This window comes from Candidatus Hydrogenedentota bacterium, from assembly GCA_012730045.1.
Lineage (GTDB): Bacteria > Hydrogenedentota > Hydrogenedentia > Hydrogenedentales > CAITNO01 > JAAYBR01.
On record JAAYBR010000016.1, the window covers coordinates 22,951 to 41,029 of the forward strand.

Annotated in this window: 12 protein-coding genes; 10 read left to right on the forward strand and 2 right to left on the reverse strand. The window is 68.1% G+C overall.

Annotated elements, in window-relative coordinates; all coding sequences use genetic code 11:
- Positions 1–75 precede the first annotated feature (75 nt).
- The 10 genes from GXY15_01635 to GXY15_01680 all read left to right on the forward strand — a co-directional run bounded on the left by GXY15_01635 (position 76) and on the right by GXY15_01680 (position 13,644).
- Positions 76–3,015, forward strand: coding sequence for a family 78 glycoside hydrolase catalytic domain (locus GXY15_01635; GenBank protein NLV39913.1), 2,940 nt, complete (start codon positions 76–78; stop codon positions 3,013–3,015).
- Between the two features lie 18 nt (positions 3,016–3,033).
- Positions 3,034–3,411 carry a CoA-binding protein gene (locus tag GXY15_01640; GenBank protein NLV39914.1) on the forward strand — a complete coding sequence of 126 codons (378 nt, stop codon included), beginning with the start codon at positions 3,034–3,036 and terminating at the stop codon, positions 3,409–3,411.
- A gap of 157 nt (positions 3,412–3,568) precedes the next feature.
- Positions 3,569–4,132, forward strand: a complete 564-nt coding sequence (gene raiA, locus GXY15_01645; protein NLV39915.1) for a ribosome-associated translation inhibitor RaiA — start codon at positions 3,569–3,571, stop codon at positions 4,130–4,132.
- A gap of 26 nt (positions 4,133–4,158) precedes the next feature.
- Complete coding sequence (hprK, locus tag GXY15_01650; GenBank protein ID NLV39916.1) at positions 4,159–5,118, forward strand: HPr(Ser) kinase/phosphatase; 960 nt, start codon at positions 4,159–4,161, stop codon at positions 5,116–5,118.
- Positions 5,119–5,174: 56 nt separating this feature from the next.
- On the forward strand, positions 5,175–7,316 hold the full coding sequence (locus tag GXY15_01655) for a DUF1926 domain-containing protein (GenBank protein NLV39917.1): 2,142 nt from the start codon (positions 5,175–5,177) through the stop codon (positions 7,314–7,316).
- A 42-nt stretch (positions 7,317–7,358) separates the two neighbouring features.
- Entirely contained in the window at positions 7,359–7,655 is a 297-nt protein-coding gene (locus tag GXY15_01660) for an HPr family phosphocarrier protein (protein NLV39918.1), read from the forward strand.
- A gap of 2 nt (positions 7,656–7,657) precedes the next feature.
- Positions 7,658–9,409, forward strand: a complete 1,752-nt coding sequence (ptsP, locus tag GXY15_01665; protein NLV39919.1) for a phosphoenolpyruvate--protein phosphotransferase — start codon at positions 7,658–7,660, stop codon at positions 9,407–9,409.
- The gene (locus tag GXY15_01670) at positions 9,406–10,575 is read left to right on the forward strand and encodes a 1-deoxy-D-xylulose-5-phosphate reductoisomerase (protein ID NLV39920.1); all 1,170 of its coding nucleotides are present in this window, start codon (positions 9,406–9,408) and stop codon (positions 10,573–10,575) included. Before ptsP ends, GXY15_01670 begins: the two co-directional genes overlap by 4 nt.
- Positions 10,576–10,577: 2 nt before the next feature.
- Positions 10,578–12,272: a PDZ domain-containing protein gene (locus tag GXY15_01675; protein ID NLV39921.1), complete on the forward strand. Its 1,695-nt coding sequence runs from the start codon at positions 10,578–10,580 to the stop codon at positions 12,270–12,272.
- Positions 12,273–12,324: 52 nt separating this feature from the next.
- Positions 12,325–13,644, forward strand: coding sequence for an aspartate kinase (locus GXY15_01680; protein ID NLV39922.1), 1,320 nt, complete (start codon positions 12,325–12,327; stop codon positions 13,642–13,644).
- Between the two features lie 18 nt (positions 13,645–13,662).
- Here GXY15_01680 and GXY15_01685 read toward each other — a convergent pair whose 3' ends face one another.
- Both GXY15_01685 and GXY15_01690 read right to left on the reverse strand, forming a co-directional pair.
- Positions 13,663–15,744: a PAS domain-containing protein gene (locus tag GXY15_01685; GenBank protein NLV39923.1), complete on the reverse strand. Its 2,082-nt coding sequence runs from the start codon at positions 15,742–15,744 to the stop codon at positions 13,663–13,665.
- Positions 15,745–16,387: 643 nt separating this feature from the next.
- Positions 16,388–17,560 (reverse strand): peptidoglycan DD-metalloendopeptidase family protein, encoded by a 1,173-nt coding sequence (locus GXY15_01690; protein ID NLV39924.1) that lies wholly within the window; start codon positions 17,558–17,560, stop codon positions 16,388–16,390.
- Positions 17,561–18,079 lie beyond the last annotated feature (519 nt).

Below are 18,079 nucleotides of genomic sequence, written 5' to 3' on the forward strand. Positions count from 1 at the left end.
GGGTTTGGGGTACACTGCTGGCCAGCCGGGCGGCCGGTGCGCGGCCGGGCCCGCCACCAGAAGAGGAATGGAACCATGGTCAAGACGGTAAGGGCGTTGGGAGCGGCGGGCCTGCTGGCCGCGGCATTGGCGGGAACTTTCATTTCGGGCGCCGCGGGCGCCGTGGAGGATGGTGCAATGGAGACAGCGCCCTGGAGCGCCTCGTGGATCTGGACGGCGGCGGACGCAACCCCCGCCTACAATGAGACCATTGAGGCGCGGAAGTCGTTCGCCCTGCCCGAGCTGGCGTCCGCCTCGCTGCGGATCACGGCGGACACCACCTACCGCCTCTATGTCAACGGGCAGTGGGCGGGGGACGGCCCGGGACGGAGCTGGCCGAAGCATTACCAGTATGACGTGCTGGACGTGCTGCCGCTGCTGCGCGCCGGGGAGAATGAACTCCTGGTGGTCGCCAAGTTCTTCGGCATCGGCACCTTTCACCGGATTCCGCAGGAGCCGGGGCTGCTGGTGCAGCTGGACGCGCGGGCGAAGGACGGGTCGGCGGTGACCGTCGCGTCCGACGCCTCCTGGGAGGTGCGCCCCGCCGCCGGATGGACGCAGTACGCCCCGAAACAGTCGGTGCAGATGGGGCTCTATGAGATTTACGACGCGCGGCGCGCGGGCACGGGGGACTTCGTCCCCGCCACGGTGCGCCACGCCGCCACGGAGGGTCCGTGGAAGGACCTCCAGCCGCGGGACTGCCCGCCGCTCACGCGCATCCCCGTGACGCCGTCGCTGCTGAAGTCCGGCGTGGTCGCCAAATTCGACGGCATGAGTTTCGTCTTCCCCACGGTGGTCTGGATTTATGACCAGCCGGTCCCGTCGAACAACCATGTGCAGGTCTCCGGCGCCTTCGCCACGGTGCTCGACCTGGCGGAGGCGGGAACGGTGCGCTTCGGCGCGGACGGCAACGCGGTGCATGTGGACGGCAAGCGGGCCAAGGACGACACCTTCTCCCTGGAGAAGGGCCGCCATTTCGCGGTCGTGATCCTCTCCGAGGGCTTCGGCCACTGGCGGCACGACACGGAGCTGGCGCTCTACCCCTCCGCGCCGCTCACCCTGCGCAACCCGCTGGACGACGACGCCGACGCCCCGTGGTGCTTCACGCCCTTCCCGGAGACAAAGCTCGTCATGAGCGACATGGAGTGGTCGCTCCTCGGGGACGAGAAGCGCGGCGAGATCGAGGCGCGCATTGACGGGGTGGTCAGGGACCACCAGAAAAACAGCGCCACGGAGGAGGGCTGGAGGGCCCGCCTGGCCCCGGCGGCGCGCAAAGTCGCCGCAAACGAGACGACCGAAGCCGTCCACCGGCTCTTCCAGGAGCGGAAGCCCGTGGAGGGCGCCGCGCCGCGCCTCGAGGGGGCGGACGCCTACGCGGCGGGCTCCGGGCCCCTGACGGTTCCTCCCGCGGCGGAGGGCGACGTGGAGCTGGTTTTCGACCTCGGCGCGCAGAATGTCGGCTTTTTCGAGCTGGACCTGGAGGCGGAGGCGGGGCTGGAGGTGGACATCGCCGGGGTCGAGTACATCGCCCCGGACGGCCGCGTGCAGCACACGGAGCGCTACCGCAACAGCATGCGCCACGTCTGCGCCGGGGGCCGGAACGCCTTCACCAGCCTTTCACGCCGCGCGGGGCGCTTTCTGTTCGTCACGCTGCGGAAGCAGACCCGGCCCGCCGCGCTCTACGCTTTCCGGATGGTGGAGTCCACCTACCCCGTGCAGCCCGTCGAGGCCTTCACATGCAGCGACCCGCGCCTTGGGCAGATTTATGGCATCTCCGCGCTCACGCTGAAACTCTGCATGGAGGACACCTTCACCGACTGCCCGCTCTACGAGCAGACCCTCTGGGTGGGCGACGCGCGGAACGAGGCCCTCTTCGCCTTCACCACCTTCGGCGCCGAGGACCTCGCCCGCCGGTGCATCAAGCTGGCGGCCTACTCCCTGGACGACTACCCGATGGTCCAGTGCCAGGTGCCGTCCACCTGGGGCATCATCCTGCCCGCCTGGAGCTTCCAGTGGGTGCTCATGGTGTGGGACCACTATCTGGAGACGGGCGACCGCGACTTCCTCGCCTGGGCCTACCCCTACGTGGTGAAGAACCTGCGCGGCGCGGACCAGTACAACGACGACCGCGGCCTTTTCAGCGCGCCGTTCTGGAACATGTTCGACTGGTCCGGCATTGACGACGGCCACCGGACCGTCACCCACAACGCCATGTTCGCCGCGGGCGCGGCGGACGCGGCCGTCAAGTGCGCCCAGATTCTGGGCGACACGGAGCACCTGGAATGGCTGACGGCCTACCGCGACCGCCAGGCCGCCGGGGTCGAGGGGCTGTGGGACGCGGGGCGGGGCTGGTACGCCGACGCGGTGCGCGGCGACGGCACCCTCAGCCCGAAGACCTGCATGCACACGGGGTTCCTGAGCCTCCTGTTCGACCTCTGCCCGAAGGAGCGCCGCGGCGAAATTCTGGAAAAACTCCTCAACCCGCCCGAGGGCATGACGCCCATCGGCTCGCCCTTTGCCATGATGTACTTCCTCGACGCCCTGGAGAAGGAGGGGCGCGGCGAGGAGATCGTGAAGGCCATCTACCGCGACTACCAGCCCATGCTGGACGAGGGCGCCACGACGGTGTGGGAAACCTTCGCCCGGGGCACCACGGGCCGCGACGGCTTCCCCACGCGCAGCCACACCCACGCCTGGTCCTCCTCCCCCGTGCGCTTCCTGCCCCGCGTGGTGCTCGGCGTCACCCCCGAGGCCCCCGGCGGGACGGTCTTCCGCGTCAGCCCGCGCCTGTGCGGCCTGGAGTGGGCCAAGGGGGCCATTGCCACCCCGAAGGGGCCGGTGTCGGCGTCCTGGAGGCGCGAGGGAAGCCGGGTGGACATTTCCGCCGCCGGTCCCAAGGGTGTCATGCTGCATTTCCGGCGCAACGAAAGCCTGGAGGGGCTGGATGTCTATCTGAACGGGGTTCCGCAGCGTTAACCCCACGGAGACCTGAACATGCCCTCGATAGCCATTGTCGGCGCCTCGACGGACCGCAGGAAATACGGAAACAAGGCCGTGCGCGCCTTCAAGCAGGGCGGCTGGACCGTGTACCCCGTGAATCCCGGGGCGGCGGAGGTGGAGGGACTTCCCGCGTTCCGGTCCGTGGCGGAGATTCCGGGCCCCGTGGACCGGGTGTCCATGTATGTGCCCGCCCCAACCGGCCTGGCCATGCTCCCGGACATCGCGGCAAAGGGGCCGGCGGAGTTCTTTCTAAACCCCGGGTCGGAAAGCCCCGAACTGGTGGCGGCGGCCCGCGCCCTGGGCTTGAATCCGCTGCTGGCGTGCAGTATTGTCAATATCGGCCTGCGTCCGGAGCAGTTTCCCGACGCATAGGCCGGGCATAGGCGTGCCGGGTAAATTGTTGCCACAGACAAGGAGGTGACGCGCATGAAGTTGCCGCGGAACGGTTGACTGGTCCAGGCAGAAAATGATAGTATCCCCCCCCTGTATCTCCTAGAAAACACTGGCTTTGCCACGGAGTAAACCCGCCATGAACGTGAAGATCACTGGTCGCCACATGGAGTTGTCGGACGCCCTCAAGTCGTACATAGAGACCGGCCTCCGGAAGGTGAAGGCCCATTTCGACCGGGTGATAGACGTGGACGTGGTCCTGGATGTGGAGAAGCACCGGCACACCGCCGAATTCAACCTGTACGCGAACGGCGTCCGCATCAACTGCCGCGAGACCTCCCCCGACATGTACGCGTCCGTGGACGCGGCCCTGGACAAGCTGGAGCGGCAGACCCGCAAATTCAAGGACCGGATCAACCAGCACAAGCCCCGCTCGGCCAAGGAGACGCGCATCCTCCAGCAGTCGGTCATTTCGCTGGACTCGGGCAACGGCAACGGCGGCCGCGACGCCACCGGGCCCGACCACCACGTCGTCCACCGCGAGAAGATCATGCCGAAGCCCATGTCGGTGGACGAGGCCATCATGCAGCTGGAGCTGGTGGAGGAGCCGTTCCTCCTCTTCATGAACGCGGACACGTTCCAGCTCAACGTGATCTACTCCCGGGGCGAGATGCAGTACGGCCTGATTGAGCCGGAATCCTGAGCCCGGCCCCGCCAGGAGGCCCTCCCATGAACCTCAAGGCGCTTCCCATCAAGCGCAGGCAGAGCGTCCCTGTCGTTGACGTGTTCAACGGCATGGAGCGGGACATGGAATTCGAGCTGCTTGCGGGGTTCCAGGGCATGAACCGCCCGGTGTTTTCCTGGGACATCAACCGCCCCGGACTGGCCCTGAGCGGCTACCTCGACTATTTCGCGAACGACCGGATGCAGGTGCTGGGGAACACGGAAATCCATTTCATGGAGCGCATGCGGCCCGCCGAGCTCGCCGCGCGCCTCCAGAGCATGTTCTCCTTTGAAATCCCCGCGTTTGTCCTTTCGCGCGGGCTCACCCCCCAGCCGATCCTCATGGACTACTGCAACCGCAGCGGCATCCCCGTGCTGCGGACGCAGCTGAGCACCGACGAGGTCATCAGCCGCATCATCCTCTTCCTGACCCAGGAATTCGCCCCCGAAATCACCCTGCACGGCACCGTCGTGGACGTCTACGGCGTCGGCTGCCTCATCGTGGGGACGCCCGGGGTGGGCAAGAGCGAGTCGGCCCTGGAACTCGTGGAGCGCGGCCACCGCCTTGTCGCGGACGACCGGGTGGACCTGAAGCGCCGGCGGTCGGACTACCTCTACGCGAAGACCAACCCGATGCTCCGCCACCACATGGAGATACGCGGGCTGGGGTTCATTGACATCCGGTCCATCTACGGCGTGGGCCAGGTGCGCAACTTCAAGCGCGTGAGCATGATCGTCCAGCTGGAGGAGTGGGACCCCGACGCAATCTATGACCGCACCGGCCTCGAGGACGAGTACGAGGACATCATGGGCGTGAAGCTGCCGCTGGTCCGCATCCCCGTGCGGCCGGGCCGCAACATCGCCATCATCATCGAGGTGGCGGCCCTGAACCAGCGCCTCAAGGAGATGGGCGTGCACATGGCCCGCGACCTGGACGAGGAAATCCAGCGCAACAACCGCAGATAAGCCCCCCCGGCGGCGGCCCGCGACTCCGGGCCGGAGCCCCCGGCACGGAGTTTTGGATGAACAAGGTCAGCCTCATATTCGGATGCCACGCCCACCAGCCGGTGGGCAACTTCGACTTCGTCTTCGCCGAGGCCTTCGAGAAGTCCTACCTCCCCTTCGTGGAGGTGCTGGAGCGTTTCCCCGCCGTCAGGGCCGTCCTCCATTTCACGGGCCCCCTCTTCGACTGGTTCGAGGAGCACCAGCCCGCCTTCCTGGACCGGCTCGGGGTCCTGGTCAAAGACGGACAGGTGGAAATCATGGGCGGCGCCTACTACGAGCCCCTCCTGTGCGCCATCCCCGCGCGGGACGCCGCCGCCCAGATCCGGCGGATGCGCGACTACTGCGCCGCCCGCTTCGGGAGCGCGCCCCGGGGCATGTGGCTCGCCGAGCGCGTCTGGGAACCCCAGATGGCCTCCATCATGGCGCGCGCCGGGGTGGAGTACACCGCCCTCGACGACACCCATTTTCTCTGCTCCGGCCTGACCCCGGACGACCTCTTCGGCTACCACATGACCGAGGATGAGGGGCTCACGGTCCGCGTCTTCCCCATCCAGGAGCGGCTCCGCTACCTGGTCCCCTTCCACAGCGTGGAGGAGACCATGGAATACCTCCGGGGCCTGTCGCGCCGCGGCGGCGAACTCTGCGCCGTGCTCCACGACGACTACGAGAAGTTCGGCGTGTGGCCCGGCACCCACGGCAGCGTCTACACCGAGGGCTGGCTCGAGCGCTTCTTCCAGGCCCTCACGGACAACGCGGACTGGCTGGAGACCACCACCTACGCCGACTACCTGGACCGCCACCCCGCCCGGGGCCGCGTCTACCTGACCTGCGCCTCCTACGACGAGATGATGGGGTGGGCCCTCCCCCCGGAGCGGCAGCGCACCCTCGCCCGCGTGCGAGGCAAACTGAAGGACTACCCCGCCCTCGCCAGGGACGCGGCCCTTTTCCTCCGCGGCGGGTTCTGGCGGGGCTTCCTCGCCCGCTACCCCGAGGCGAACAACCTTCAGAAGCGCATGCTCCGCGTGAGCAACCGCCTGGAGCGGGTCCGCGCCGCGCACCCCGGAGACGCCCGCCTGGGCGAGGCGGAACGCCTGCTGCACCAGGGCCAGTGCAACTGCGCCTACTGGCACGGCGTCTTCGGCGGGCTCTATCTCAACCACCTGCGGACGGCGCTCTATCAGCGCCTCATCGCCGCCGACGTCGTGCTGGACGCGGTGGAGGCGCTCCCCCCGGCCGGGGTCCGCGGGGAGCGCGGGGATTTCGACGGCGACGGCAACGATGAGGCCGTGCTGGAGAACGGCAGCGCCGCCCTCTTCTTCAGCCCGACAGACGGCGGCACCCTCTTTGAGGCGGACTACAAGCCGAAGCCGTTCAATTTCCTCAACACCCTGTCCCGGCGCGACGAACCCTACCACGACCTCCTGCGCGAGGGGGCGGCCCTCGTGGGCGGGGAGGACCAGGGCGACCTCAGCATCCACGAAATGGCGAAGGCCAAGGAGACGGACCTCAACCGTTTTCTGGTCTACGACGCGCACCGGCGCGTCTCGCTCCGCGACCGGTTTCTGGACCCCTCCGCCTCCGCGGACACCCTGTGGGCGGGCACGGCCCGGGAATACGGCGATTTCGCCGCGGGACGCTACGAGCTGGAGATGGGGGACGGAGAAGTGACGCTCACGCGGCGCGGAAAGGTGTCGGTGCCCGGGGGCGACCCCCTCCCCTTTACAGTGCGCAAGCGGGTCACCCTGGCGCCGGATGCATCGCGCGCCGGGATTCGGTATGATATTGAGGCCGGGGGTGCCTGGCCGGAGTCTTTGCTGTTTGGCGTGGAGTTCGCCGCCAACCTGCTCACCGGCTCAGCCGGCGACCGGTACTACCTGTCGGAGGACCGGGATCTCGGCGGCCCCCTGCTGGGAACCCGCGGGTGCGAAGAGGCCCTGGCGCACATCGCCGTGGCGGACGACTGGCAGCGCCTCCGGTGCGCGTGGCGCTTCGCAGCGCCCGCCCGGGTGTTCCGGTTCCCCCTGGACACGGTCAGCCAGTCGGAGGGGGGGCAGGAACGCGTGCACCAAGGGTGCGTGATGGTTCCCTGCTGGCCCCTGGTCCCCGGGGCCGGCGGGCGGTTTTCTTTGGAGATTCAGATGGCCTTTTACGAGGAATAGCGGAAGTCACAGCAACGGCAAGGCCGGCGGAGAGCGGAGTACATGTCGGAAATTAGCGCCGAAGTCATGGTGGTGAATCCCCTGGGCATCCACGCGCGCCCCGCGGCCGCGCTCGTTCAGGCCGCGCTCAAATTCCAGAGCGAGGTCTACATCCACTTCCGGGGGGACACGGTGAACGCCAAGAGCATCATGGGCCTGCTCACGCTGGGGGCCGCGCAGGGAAGCCGGCTCCGCGTGATCTGCAGCGGCCCCGACGCCGAGGAGGCCCTCGCTGCGGTGCGCCAAATCTTTGCCACGGGCTTCGGCGAGATCAAGACGGACGCCCAGGTCAGGGAGTAGGCATGGAAACAGTGTTTCAAGGGTTGGGCGTCTCCCCCGGCATCGCCATCGCCCCCGCCCTGCCCTTCACAAGACGCCAGGTGGAAGCCCCGGAATACACCGTGGAGGATCCCGAGCAGGAGTGGGACCGCTTCAAGGGGGCCGTGGACCGCACCCGCGAGGACCTGGAGCGCCTGCAGCTCCAGACCACCGAGAAGATCGGAAAGCGGCACGCGGACATCTTCCAGGCCCACCTCCTGCTCCTGGACGACCAGGTCATTCACGAGGAGATCCGGCGCCGCCTTTTCGACCAGGTGAAGAACGTCGAGCACATCCTCGCGGGCGTGGCCAGGCACTACGCCGGCCTCATGGAGTCCCTGGACGACCCCCAGCTCCGCGAGCGCTCCGCCGACCTCCGGGATGTGGCGGACCGCCTCCAGCGCCGCCTCCTTGACCAGGAGCACCCCGACCTCAAGTCGCTCCCGGGCCCGTGCGTCATCGTCGCCCGCGAGCTTGCCCCCTCGGACACGGCGAGCATGGACATGGAGCACACGCGCGGCCTCGCCCTCGACGCCGGCAGCGTCACCTCGCACTCCGCCATCCTCGCCCGCGCCCTCGGCATCCCCGCCGTCACCGGCGCCGCCAACCTCAGCGGACACGTCGCCCCGAAGTCCATGGTCATTGTGGACGGATCCCGCGGCGTCGTGGTGGTCAACCCCTCGCCCGAAACCCTGGAGCGCTACCGCCGCGAGGAGCGGGAGTACTCCCGCCGCCGCGCCCAGCTCATGCGCGCCAGCCGCGGCGGCCCCGCCCGCACGCTCGACGGCGAAACCGTCTCGCTCCAGGCGAACATCGAGCTGCCCCGGGAACTCCGCAACAGCGTGGCGGTGGGCGCCGACGGCATCGGGCTGTACCGGACCGAATTCCTCTTTCTCGACCGCGACGAGGCCCCGGGCGAGGACGAGCAGACCGAGGCCTACGAGGCGGCCGCCCGCGCCGTCGCCCCGCTTTCCGTGACCCTGCGCACCATGGACATCGGCGGCGACAAACTGGCCGCCCACCTCCAGATCTTCCAGGAGGAGAACCCCCAGCTCGGCTGGCGCGCCGTCCGCTTCTGCCTCGCCCGGCCCGACATCTTCAAGACCCAGCTGCGCGCCATGCTTCGGGCCTCCGCCGCCGGCGGCATCCGCATCATGTTCCCCATGATCAGCGGCGTCGAGGAGCTGCGCGCCGTCAAGGCCATCCTCCGGGAGGTGCGCGACGGCATGGACCGGGACGGCCTCCCCTACGACCGCGACATCAAAATCGGCTCCATGGTGGAGGTCCCCTCGGCCGTCGTGCTGGCCGACGTGCTCGCCCGCGAGTGCGACTTCTTCAGCATCGGCACCAACGACCTCATCCAGTACTCCCTCGCCGTGGACCGCGGAAACGAGAAGATCGCCTACCTCTACGAGCCCGCCCACCCCGCGGTCCTGCGGCTCATCCGCCGGGTCACGGACGCCGCCCGCGGCGCGCACATCCCCTGCGGCATCTGCGGCGAGATGGCCGGCGACCCGCTCTTCACCGAGGTGCTCGTCGGCCTCGGCGTCACCTCCATGAGCATGGCCCCCCTCTCCCTTCCAACCGTCCGGGCGGAACTCGCGATGATCTCCGCCAAGGAGGCCCGCGCCCTGGCCGACCGGGCGCTGCGCCTCCCCACGGCCGCCGAAATCCGGGAACTCCTCCGCGGCCGCCACGAGGCGCGCGCGGCCGGCGCCGTCGGACACCGGAAATGACCGGATCCCCCCCCCGACATATCACGGTGCTCGGGTCCACCGGGTCCATCGGCCGCAACGCCCTCGATGTGGTGCGGAACAGCCCGGGGGCCTATGTGGTGGACGCCCTCGCGGCGAACGCCAATGTGGACCTCCTCGCCGCCCAAATCCGCGAGTTCGCCCCCCGGGCCGTCGCCGTGCATGACCGCGGCGCCGCCGCGAAACTCCGGGAAATGATGCCCGGCCTGGACGTGCTCGAGGGGCAGAGGGGCCTCGCAGAGGCCGCCGCGCGGCCCGTGGACACGGTCCTGTGCGCCGTCGTCGGCGCGGCGGGCCTGCCCCCCCTGCTGGCCGCCATTGACGCGGGCAACCGCATCGCCCTGGCAAACAAGGAGCCCCTGGTCATGGCCGGGGAGCTCGTCATGGCGCGCGCCGCGCGGCGCGGGGTGGACATTCTCCCCGTGGACAGCGAGCACAGCGCCATTTTCCAGTGCCTCGGCGGCCGGCGGGACGCCTCCGGCGTCCGCTGCATCCTCCTCACGGCCTCGGGCGGCCCCTTCTACGGACGCACCCGGGAGGAGCTTGGCGGCATCACGCCGGAGCAGGCCGCCCGGCACCCCCGCTGGCGCATGGGCGCCAAGATCAGCGTGGACTCCGCCACTCTCATGAACAAGGGCCTCGAGATCATTGAGGCCATGCACCTTTTCGGCGTCCCCCATGACCGCATCGGCGTCGTTATACATCCGGAAAGCGTGGTCCACGGGCTGGTGGAGTTTTCCGACGGCAATATCCTCGCCCAGATGGGTGTTACCGACATGCGGGCCCCCATCGCGTACGCCCTCGCGTATCCCGAACGCGCGGCGGCGCCGGTGGAGCGGCTGGACCTCGCGAAACTGGGGTCCCTGACCTTTGCCGCCCCCGACACGGCGGCCTTTCCGTGCCTGGACCTCGCGCGCGGCGCCGCCCGGCAGGGGGGCGGCGCGCCCGCAGTGCTGAACGGTGCCAACGAGCAGGCGGTCGCCGCGTTCTGCGCGGGGCGCATTTCGTTTCTGGCCATTGGCGATGTGGTGGCCTGCGCCCTCGACCGGGAATCCGGCTGCCCGGGGGGCGCGCTTGCGGAGATTTTGGACGCGGACCGGCGCGCGCGCGCCGCCGCGGACGAGATCATCACCCGTCTGGAGAATTGACTGTGATCTACAGCGTGTTCATCTTCCTGCTGGTGCTCAGCGTGCTCGTGTTCTTCCACGAGCTCGGACACTTCCTCGCCGCCAAGGCCTGCGGCATCTATGTCAAGCGGTTCAGCGTCGGCATGCCCCCCCGCCTCTTCGGCGTGCAGGTCGGCGAGACGGACTACTGCATCGGCGCCCTCCCCTTCGGCGGGTTCGTCATGATGGCCGGCCAGGAGGATGTGCCCCTGACAGACGAGGAGCGGGAAAAGCAGTACGGCGCCGTCCCGCCGGAGCGCTGGTTCCGCAACCGCCCCGTGTGGCAGCGCATCCTCGTGCTTGTCATGGGCCCCCTCATGAACCTCATCCTCGCCGTGGTCATCTACGGCCTCGTCGCCCTCGCGGGCGCCCAGGTCCCCGAATGGGACATGCACGCCAAGGTCGGCCTGGTCGCCCCAGGCTCCCCCGCCCTCACCGCCAAACTGCACCGCATGGACGGCGACGCCGCCCCCGACCTGTCCGCGCCCCCGGATGCGGAGGGCTTCCAGGTGGGCGATGAGATCGTCCTCGTGGACGGGCGGCCCATCGAGAACCTGACCGACCTCGCCGCCGTCGCCATTCTCGGCGGCGCGGGCCGGGAACACGACATCGTCATCGCGCGGGAAACCGCCCCCGGCACCGCGGAGCGCCTCTTCACCCGCCTGGCCCCCGAAATCGCCCAGGGCGAGGAGCACCCCCGCTTCGGCGTGAGCCCCTTCGACACCGCCAAGGTGGGCTTCGTCCAGGAGGGGTCGCCCGCCGCGCGCGCGGGGCTCCGCGAGGGCGACATCATCCGCCGCGCCGACGGGCGCATCGTGTCCCGCGACTCCTTCATCGCCCTGATGGAGGGCATCCCCGCGGACAGCACCGCCGTCCTGGACGTCGAGCGGGACGGCGGCATGACCAGGGTGGAGGTGTTCCCCGAGACCGTCGGACGGGTGCTGGGCATGTTCACCGCGGCGCCCCCGGCGGAGGAGGGGGGCGACCCGCAGCCGCCGGAGATCCTCTCCGTGACGGACGACCTGCGGGAGAGGACGGGCCTGCGGCCCCGCGACCGGATTTTGAAGGTGAACGGCGAGCCGGCAACTGGAGAAAGCCTCTCTGAAATCGAGCGGAACAGCGCCGGCGGGGAGATGGTCTTCGAGGTGGCCCGCCCGGCCGTCATGATGGGCCTGGTGGAGAAATCCCAAACCCTGACGGTCACCGTGCCCGTGGACGCCGTCCGGGCGATCGGCATCGGGTTCAACACGGTGTTCGTGCTGCGCAAGTATTCGCCCGGCCAGGCGATGGTCCAGGCGTTCAAGGACAGCTATCTCGCCGTGGAGCGGACCGTGCTCACCCTCAAGGGGCTCTTCGTCCGCGATGTGCGCATGAAAGACCTTGGCGGGCCCCTCATGATCTGGGACGTGACCACCAAGGCCGCCGAGGCGGGATGGAGCTGGCTCCTGCGCATTACCGCCTTCATCAGCGTCAACCTCTTCATCTTCAACCTGCTGCCCCTTCCCGTGCTCGACGGCGGCCAGATCGTGACGAACACCATCGAGTCCATCCGCAGAAAGCCCCTCAATGAACGGTTTCTGGAGCGCTTCCAGCAGGCCGGGCTGCTTCTGGTCTTGGCCCTGATGGTCTTCGTGACGTATAATGACATCGTGCGCAAGGTGCAGGAATGGATTCCCTGACCCCCGTTCCGGAGCGCACACCCCTTCGGCCATCCCTGAGGAGAGCAGCATCATGAGTCGTGTCACCTGCAAGTTTGGCGGTTCCTCCCTGGCGGACGCGGCGTGCGTGCGGGGCGTGGTGGACATCATCCGCGCCGACGCCGGCCGCCGGTTTGTCGTCCCCTCCGCCCCCGGCAAGCGCAACGCGGGCGACAAGAAGGTCACCGACCTGCTCTACGCCTGGCACGGCCTGGCCCTGGGCGGGCTGGACCCCGCGGAGCCCCGGCGCATCATCGAGGAGCGCTTCCTGGAGCTGGCGCGCGACCTGGGCGTCACCTTCGACATCGCGTCGCACCTCGCGGAGATCGCGGAGAAGGCCGGCACGTATGAGGCCCCGGACTACATGGCCTCCCGGGGCGAGTACCTGAACGGACGCCTGATCGCCGAGGTGCTCGGCGCGGAGTTCGTGGACCCCGCCGACTGCATCCGTTTCCGCGCCACGGGCGAGCTGGACCCGGCCACCTACGACCTGCTGGGCGCGCGCCTCCAGGGGGGCGGACTGTACGTGGTGCCGGGGTTCTACGGCGCCCTGCCCGACGGGTCCATCAAGACCTTCTCCCGCGGCGGCAGCGACGTCACCGGGTCCATCGTGGCCCGCGCGTCGAAGTCGGACCTCTACGAGAACTGGACCGATGTGTCCGGATTCCGCATGACCGACCCGCGGATCGTGCCCTCCGCCCGCCGCATCGAGGAGGTCACGTACACCGAGCTGCGCGAGCTGTCCTACATGGGCGCGACCGTCCTCCACGAGGAGGCCATCTTCCCGCTGCGCGGGCCCGGCATCCCCATCCACATCCGCAACACCAAGGCCCCCTCGGAGCCCGGCACGATGATCGTGGCGGAGCGCGGGGCCACGCGGCCGGTCTGCGGCATCGCCGGGCGCGCGGGCTTCACGATGATCAACATCGAGAAGACCCTCATGAACCGGGAGAAGGGCTTCGGACGGCGCGTGCTCACCCTCCTCGAGGAGAGGGACATCAGCTGGGAGCACCTCCCCACGGGCATTGACACCATGTCCATCATCCTCCGCGACGACGAGCTGAAGGGCCGCGGCGAGGAGCTGGTGGCCACCCTGAAGAAGTTTCTCTCGCCGGATGTGATCACCCTCAGCCCGGGGCTGGCCATGGTCGCCACGGTGGGCCAGGGCATGAACCACCACATCGGCGTCGCCGCCACGCTCACCGCCGCCCTCGCAAAGGCCAACGTGAACATCCGCGTCATTGACCAGGGCTCCTCGGAAATGAACATCATCGTGGGCGTGGAGGAGAAGGACCTCGCGGCGGCGGTGAGGGCCATCTACGAGGCCTTCGAGGCGTGGGAGGGGCGGCACTGACCCCGCCCGGAGGGGCTTTCACCCCCCGTGGCCGCCGGTTCCCGGCCCGTCCCCCAGCATGACCGCAACCATGCGCAGCAGGTCCTCGCGCCCGTAGGGTTTCCCGAGAAACCAGGTGCCGGGGCCCGGATCCCCCCCGCAGGCCTGCCCCGCCGTGAAATAGCCGCTCACGATCAGAAGCCTCAGGCCGGGGTTGACCGCGCGGAGCCGGGAAATGTACTGGGCCGGGGGCATGCCGGGCATGTTCAGGTTGCTGACCACCGCCGCGGTTTCCCGTCCCTTCTCCGCGTACAGCGCCAGGGCCTCCTCGCTGTCCCGCGCCGTGAGCACCGCGTAGCCGCCCGACTCCAGGAACGCGGTGTTGATGGCAAGCAGCTCCGGTTCGTCCTCCACCAGCAGCAGGGTCTCCCCGCCCCGCCGCAGCGCGTCCGGAACGGGCTTCGGCTGGGGTTCGGGAAGCGACTGGGCCGGCAGCGCGGGCAGCAGAATCTCGAAACGGGCCCCCTCCCCGGGCGCGCTGCGGCAGAAGATGTGCCCCCCGTGGTCCGTCACAATCTCGCGCGCCATGTACAGCCCAAGCCCGGTTCCCTGCCCCTCGGCCCTGGTGGTGTAGAAGGACTCGAAAATGCGGCCCATCTGCTCCGGAGCCATGCCGCACCCCGTGTCGGACACGCTGACCCGGACCCACTCGCCCTGCAATGGCACGCCGCAGCAGGGGCAGGCTTGCCCCCCGCGCACGGTGTTCTCGGTGGTGACCGAAAGACAGCCGGAACCCCGCATCGCGTCCACCGCGTTGTTCGCCAGGTTCATCAGAATCTGGTCAATCTGGTTGGGGTCGGCGCTCACCGGCCACAGGCCGTCCGCCAGACGGAACTCCAGCCGGATGGAGCGCGGCAGGATCCGGCGCCACACTTCCCCAACATCCGCAATCTCACGGTTCAGGGAAACGGGCCTGTGGCGGGTCGCCGTCCGCCGGTTGAACGCGGCGATCTGGCGCACCAGCCGGCGCGCCCGTGCGGTCGCGTCCAGGATCTGCCCGATTTCGGGCCGGGGATCCCGCCCCTCCCCGCACCGGTCCGCCGCCAGCTCCGCATACCCCAGGATCACGCCCAGCACGTTGTTGAAGTCGTGGGCAATCCCGCCCGCCAGCAGCCCCACGGCCTCCATCTTCTGCGCCTGGAGCAGCTGGAGCTCCAGCTGCTTGCGCTCCGTAATGTCCTGCAGCACCCCCGTGACCGCCACGCACGCCCCATCCCCATCAGACTCCGCCTCCGACCGGTTATACACCCAGCGCGTCTCTTTCCGGTCCGCTGTGAGAATCCGAAATTCGGTGTCCAGCGGGACACCCGTCAGGGCGGCCGCCCAGGCGGCGTCCACCCGCTCCCGGTCCTCCGGATGGGTCAGGTCGAGCATGTGCTGCGGGGTGACGTCCGTCCCCTCGGCATACCCGGTGATCTGGAAGGTCTTGGCGGAACAGCGCAGCCTTTCCGTCCCCAGGTCGTAATGCCAGCTCCCGATGCGGGCCACCTCCTGCGCCCGGCGCAGGTGCTCCTCCGTGTCCCGGAGCGCGTGCGCCGTGCGCCGCTGCTCCGTGACGTCCCGCACCAGCCCCTCCAGCGCCGCCGGGCGTCCCTGCGCATCGTTCACCACCCGGACATGGGGCTTCATCCACCGGATGTCCCCGTCCTTCGTGAACGCGCGAAACTCTTTCTCCGTGGGCGTGCAGCCCCGCCCCGAAACGATGCCCTCCCACTGCCGGAAGAACTCCTGGTGGTGGTCCGGATGCAGCACCTGTAGTGCCGACGCCGGATTGGAAAAAAGCTCCTCGCGGCTGCATTCGTAGTAGGCGATCGCGGCGCGGTTGAGGTAGATGTGGTTCCCCGCGGGCACAGCCATCCGGAAGACGACATTCTCCGTGTGCTCCGCAAACCACTCGAAGCGCTCCTCACCCTCCGCGAGACGGCGCTCCAGCTCCGCACGCTCCGCGGCTGCGTCCTCCGCCGCGCACCCTGCCTCCTCCCGCATGCGGCGCGCCCGCGCATGCTGCCGGACGTTGCACAATAGTGAACATCCCAGCAGAACCCCTATCGCCAGCGTCATGTACACCGCTTCCCTCTCCTGTGTCGCCGAGAATGTCGGCGGCCGCGGTCTAATTAAACACCCCCCCTGTCCGTTAGTATACCACTACTTGGCAAAAACAAGGAACAATTCCTAGAAGCATGGAATACCGGACGGAAAGTCTGATCGCCGGATAAGGAACGGTCTCGGATGTGTTTGAGGCAGGGCACGCCCTTTGGGTCCGAGGTGACAGCGTCGGCGCCGTCACAAGTGCTCGTCCACCCGTGAAATGCGCAGAGTCCAGGGCTTTCCGACAAGAGGTTGCCGCGTCGGCCGGGGCGGCCTCCTCGCAATGACCGTGGAAATGCAAGTCATTGCAATGACCGTGGAAATGCAAGTCATTGCGAAGGAGCGCAGCGACTGAAGCAACCTCGTTCTCGCTCTGGCGTCGGTTCTCACGCCCTCTTATCCGGCGGCCAGGGGAACATCCGCGGCTTCCCTCCCTATTTCTTCCCCGCTTTTCTGCCGCGCGCTGCGGACTCCTTCTTCCGGCACCCTCCCGACAGCGCCAACGCCGCCGCCAGAACGAAAAACACCCCAACCCGTCCGGCAGTTTAAAACGCGCTCATCCTACCCCCGCGGGGCCGTTTTATCAAGACGTTTTTCCGCGCTGAAACCGCGGGGGTCAATCAAGCACCACCACCATGCCGTTAGAGAAAAACTCCCCGGCGCGCGGTTCCGGCGTCTCCCTGGGCGTCCAGGAGAAGTCCCGGGCCCACCCCGCAAAATCGGAGTCGTCACTGGTCCAATAGGGGAAGTCGGCCTGCCAGACGAAGTGGTCGGTCACAAAGGGCACCCCCTGGCTCCCGAAAAGGTCCAGACCGTCCGCCAAGTGAAAGTGCAGGTGGGGCAGATCGGAGTTCCCCGAGTTGCCCATGAGCGCCAACACCTGGCCGGCGGCCACCTCGTCGCCCTCCCGCACCAGAATGCTCCCCGGAATGCAGTGACCGTAGAACGCATAGATATTTTCGGCGATCTGAAGCACCACTAGGTTTCCCGCGATGGTCTCATCGGTGATCTCAATGTCCCGATCCGGCGGGGTCTGGTTGTCTGGAACGCCCTCCACCACCTTCACGACCGTGCCCGCAGCGACCGCCAGCAACTCCTGCCTGTACCCGGCGTAGCTCTCCAGGCCGGGGGCGGTTCCGCCGGCCATGGTGCCCTGTTCGGTGAGACGCACCCAGTCAATGGCGAAACGCTGGGATATGAAGGGCTTCCCGTCCACCATCACGATGCCCTTCCGGTGGTGCGTGGACGGGGCAAGGCTCTCGGAGGCGGCCATGCGGTCGCCGCGCATGGGCGGCCCAATCACCGGCAGGGCGCCGTCCCGGACACCGGCGCGCCCTCCGCGCACCGAAAAAGCGTCCCCTCGCGGGAATGTGCCCCCGGTAAAGTGAAACCTGTGGGATATTTTTTCGGGAACCGCCTCATCTTGCCCCAGCAAGATGGAGAAATAAAGCACAGGCTGCGTGCAACGGACAGCCTGGGCTTTTGCCGGGGCGGCCTGGGGCAGGGCAAGCACGGCCTGCGCCGTGTAGTCCTCGGATAGGAGCTCCGCAGCCGTGTAGGTGCGCAGCAGGTCGCCATCGCCAAACACCTCCACCTCCTGCAACTCCAGCCCGGCGGCCGGATAATCGGACAGGAGCACCTCATAGACCAGTGAGGTCCCGGCGGCCGTTGGCACGGCCCAGGGGGGGGTTACCACCTGCATGCACAGGGAGTCCGTGCAGCATCCGGAAAGGACTGCGGCCGAGACTGCGGCAATCCCCAGTCCCCACGCCATCCGTGTGCATCGCATCGCCCGCCCTCCTTGTTCCGGGACAACGGGAAGACGGGGGGATTCCCGCATCCCGGCGTTCCTGAAGGGTGTTCTAGCACGACCGGCGAAAAATGTCAACCCAAACGAAAATCATGGGGGCGGCCGCGGTCCAATTTAACACCCCCCCCTGTCCGTTAGTATGCCACTACTCGGCAAAAACAAGGGATAATTCCTAGAAGCATGGAATATCGGACGGAACATCTGATCGCCGGATAAGGAACGGTCGCGGATGTGTTTGAGGCAGGGCACGCCCTTTGGGTTCGCGGTGACAGCGTCGGCGCCGTCACAAGTGCTCGTCCACCCGTGAAATGCGCAGAGTCCAGGGCTTTCCGACAAGAGATTGCCGCGTCGGCCGGGGCGGCCGCCTCGCAATGACCGTGGAAATGCAAGTCATTGCAATGACCGTGGAAATGCGCGTCATTGCAATGACCGTGGAAATGCGCGTCATTGCAATGACCGTGGAAATGCGCGTCATTGCGAAGGAGCGCAGCGACTGAA

What these genes read in the sequence shown, in the direction of transcription:
- GXY15_01635 (NLV39913.1), top strand. Translation starts at nt 76, where the DNA reads ATGGTCAAGACGGTAAGGGCGTTGGGAGCGGCGGGCCTGCTGGCCGCG.
- GXY15_01640 (NLV39914.1), top strand. Translation starts at nt 3,034, where the DNA reads ATGCCCTCGATAGCCATTGTCGGCGCCTCGACGGACCGCAGGAAATAC.
- raiA (NLV39915.1), top strand. Translation starts at nt 3,569, where the DNA reads ATGAACGTGAAGATCACTGGTCGCCACATGGAGTTGTCGGACGCCCTC.
- hprK (NLV39916.1), top strand. Translation starts at nt 4,159, where the DNA reads ATGAACCTCAAGGCGCTTCCCATCAAGCGCAGGCAGAGCGTCCCTGTC.
- GXY15_01655 (NLV39917.1), top strand. Translation starts at nt 5,175, where the DNA reads ATGAACAAGGTCAGCCTCATATTCGGATGCCACGCCCACCAGCCGGTG.
- GXY15_01660 (NLV39918.1), top strand. Translation starts at nt 7,359, where the DNA reads ATGTCGGAAATTAGCGCCGAAGTCATGGTGGTGAATCCCCTGGGCATC.
- ptsP (NLV39919.1), top strand. Translation starts at nt 7,658, where the DNA reads ATGGAAACAGTGTTTCAAGGGTTGGGCGTCTCCCCCGGCATCGCCATC.
- GXY15_01670 (NLV39920.1), top strand. Translation starts at nt 9,406, where the DNA reads ATGACCGGATCCCCCCCCCGACATATCACGGTGCTCGGGTCCACCGGG.
- GXY15_01680 (NLV39922.1), top strand. Translation starts at nt 12,325, where the DNA reads ATGAGTCGTGTCACCTGCAAGTTTGGCGGTTCCTCCCTGGCGGACGCG.
- GXY15_01685 (NLV39923.1), bottom strand. Translation starts at nt 15,744, where the DNA reads ATGACGCTGGCGATAGGGGTTCTGCTGGGATGTTCACTATTGTGCAAC.
- GXY15_01690 (NLV39924.1), bottom strand. Translation starts at nt 17,560, where the DNA reads ATGCGATGCACACGGATGGCGTGGGGACTGGGGATTGCCGCAGTCTCG.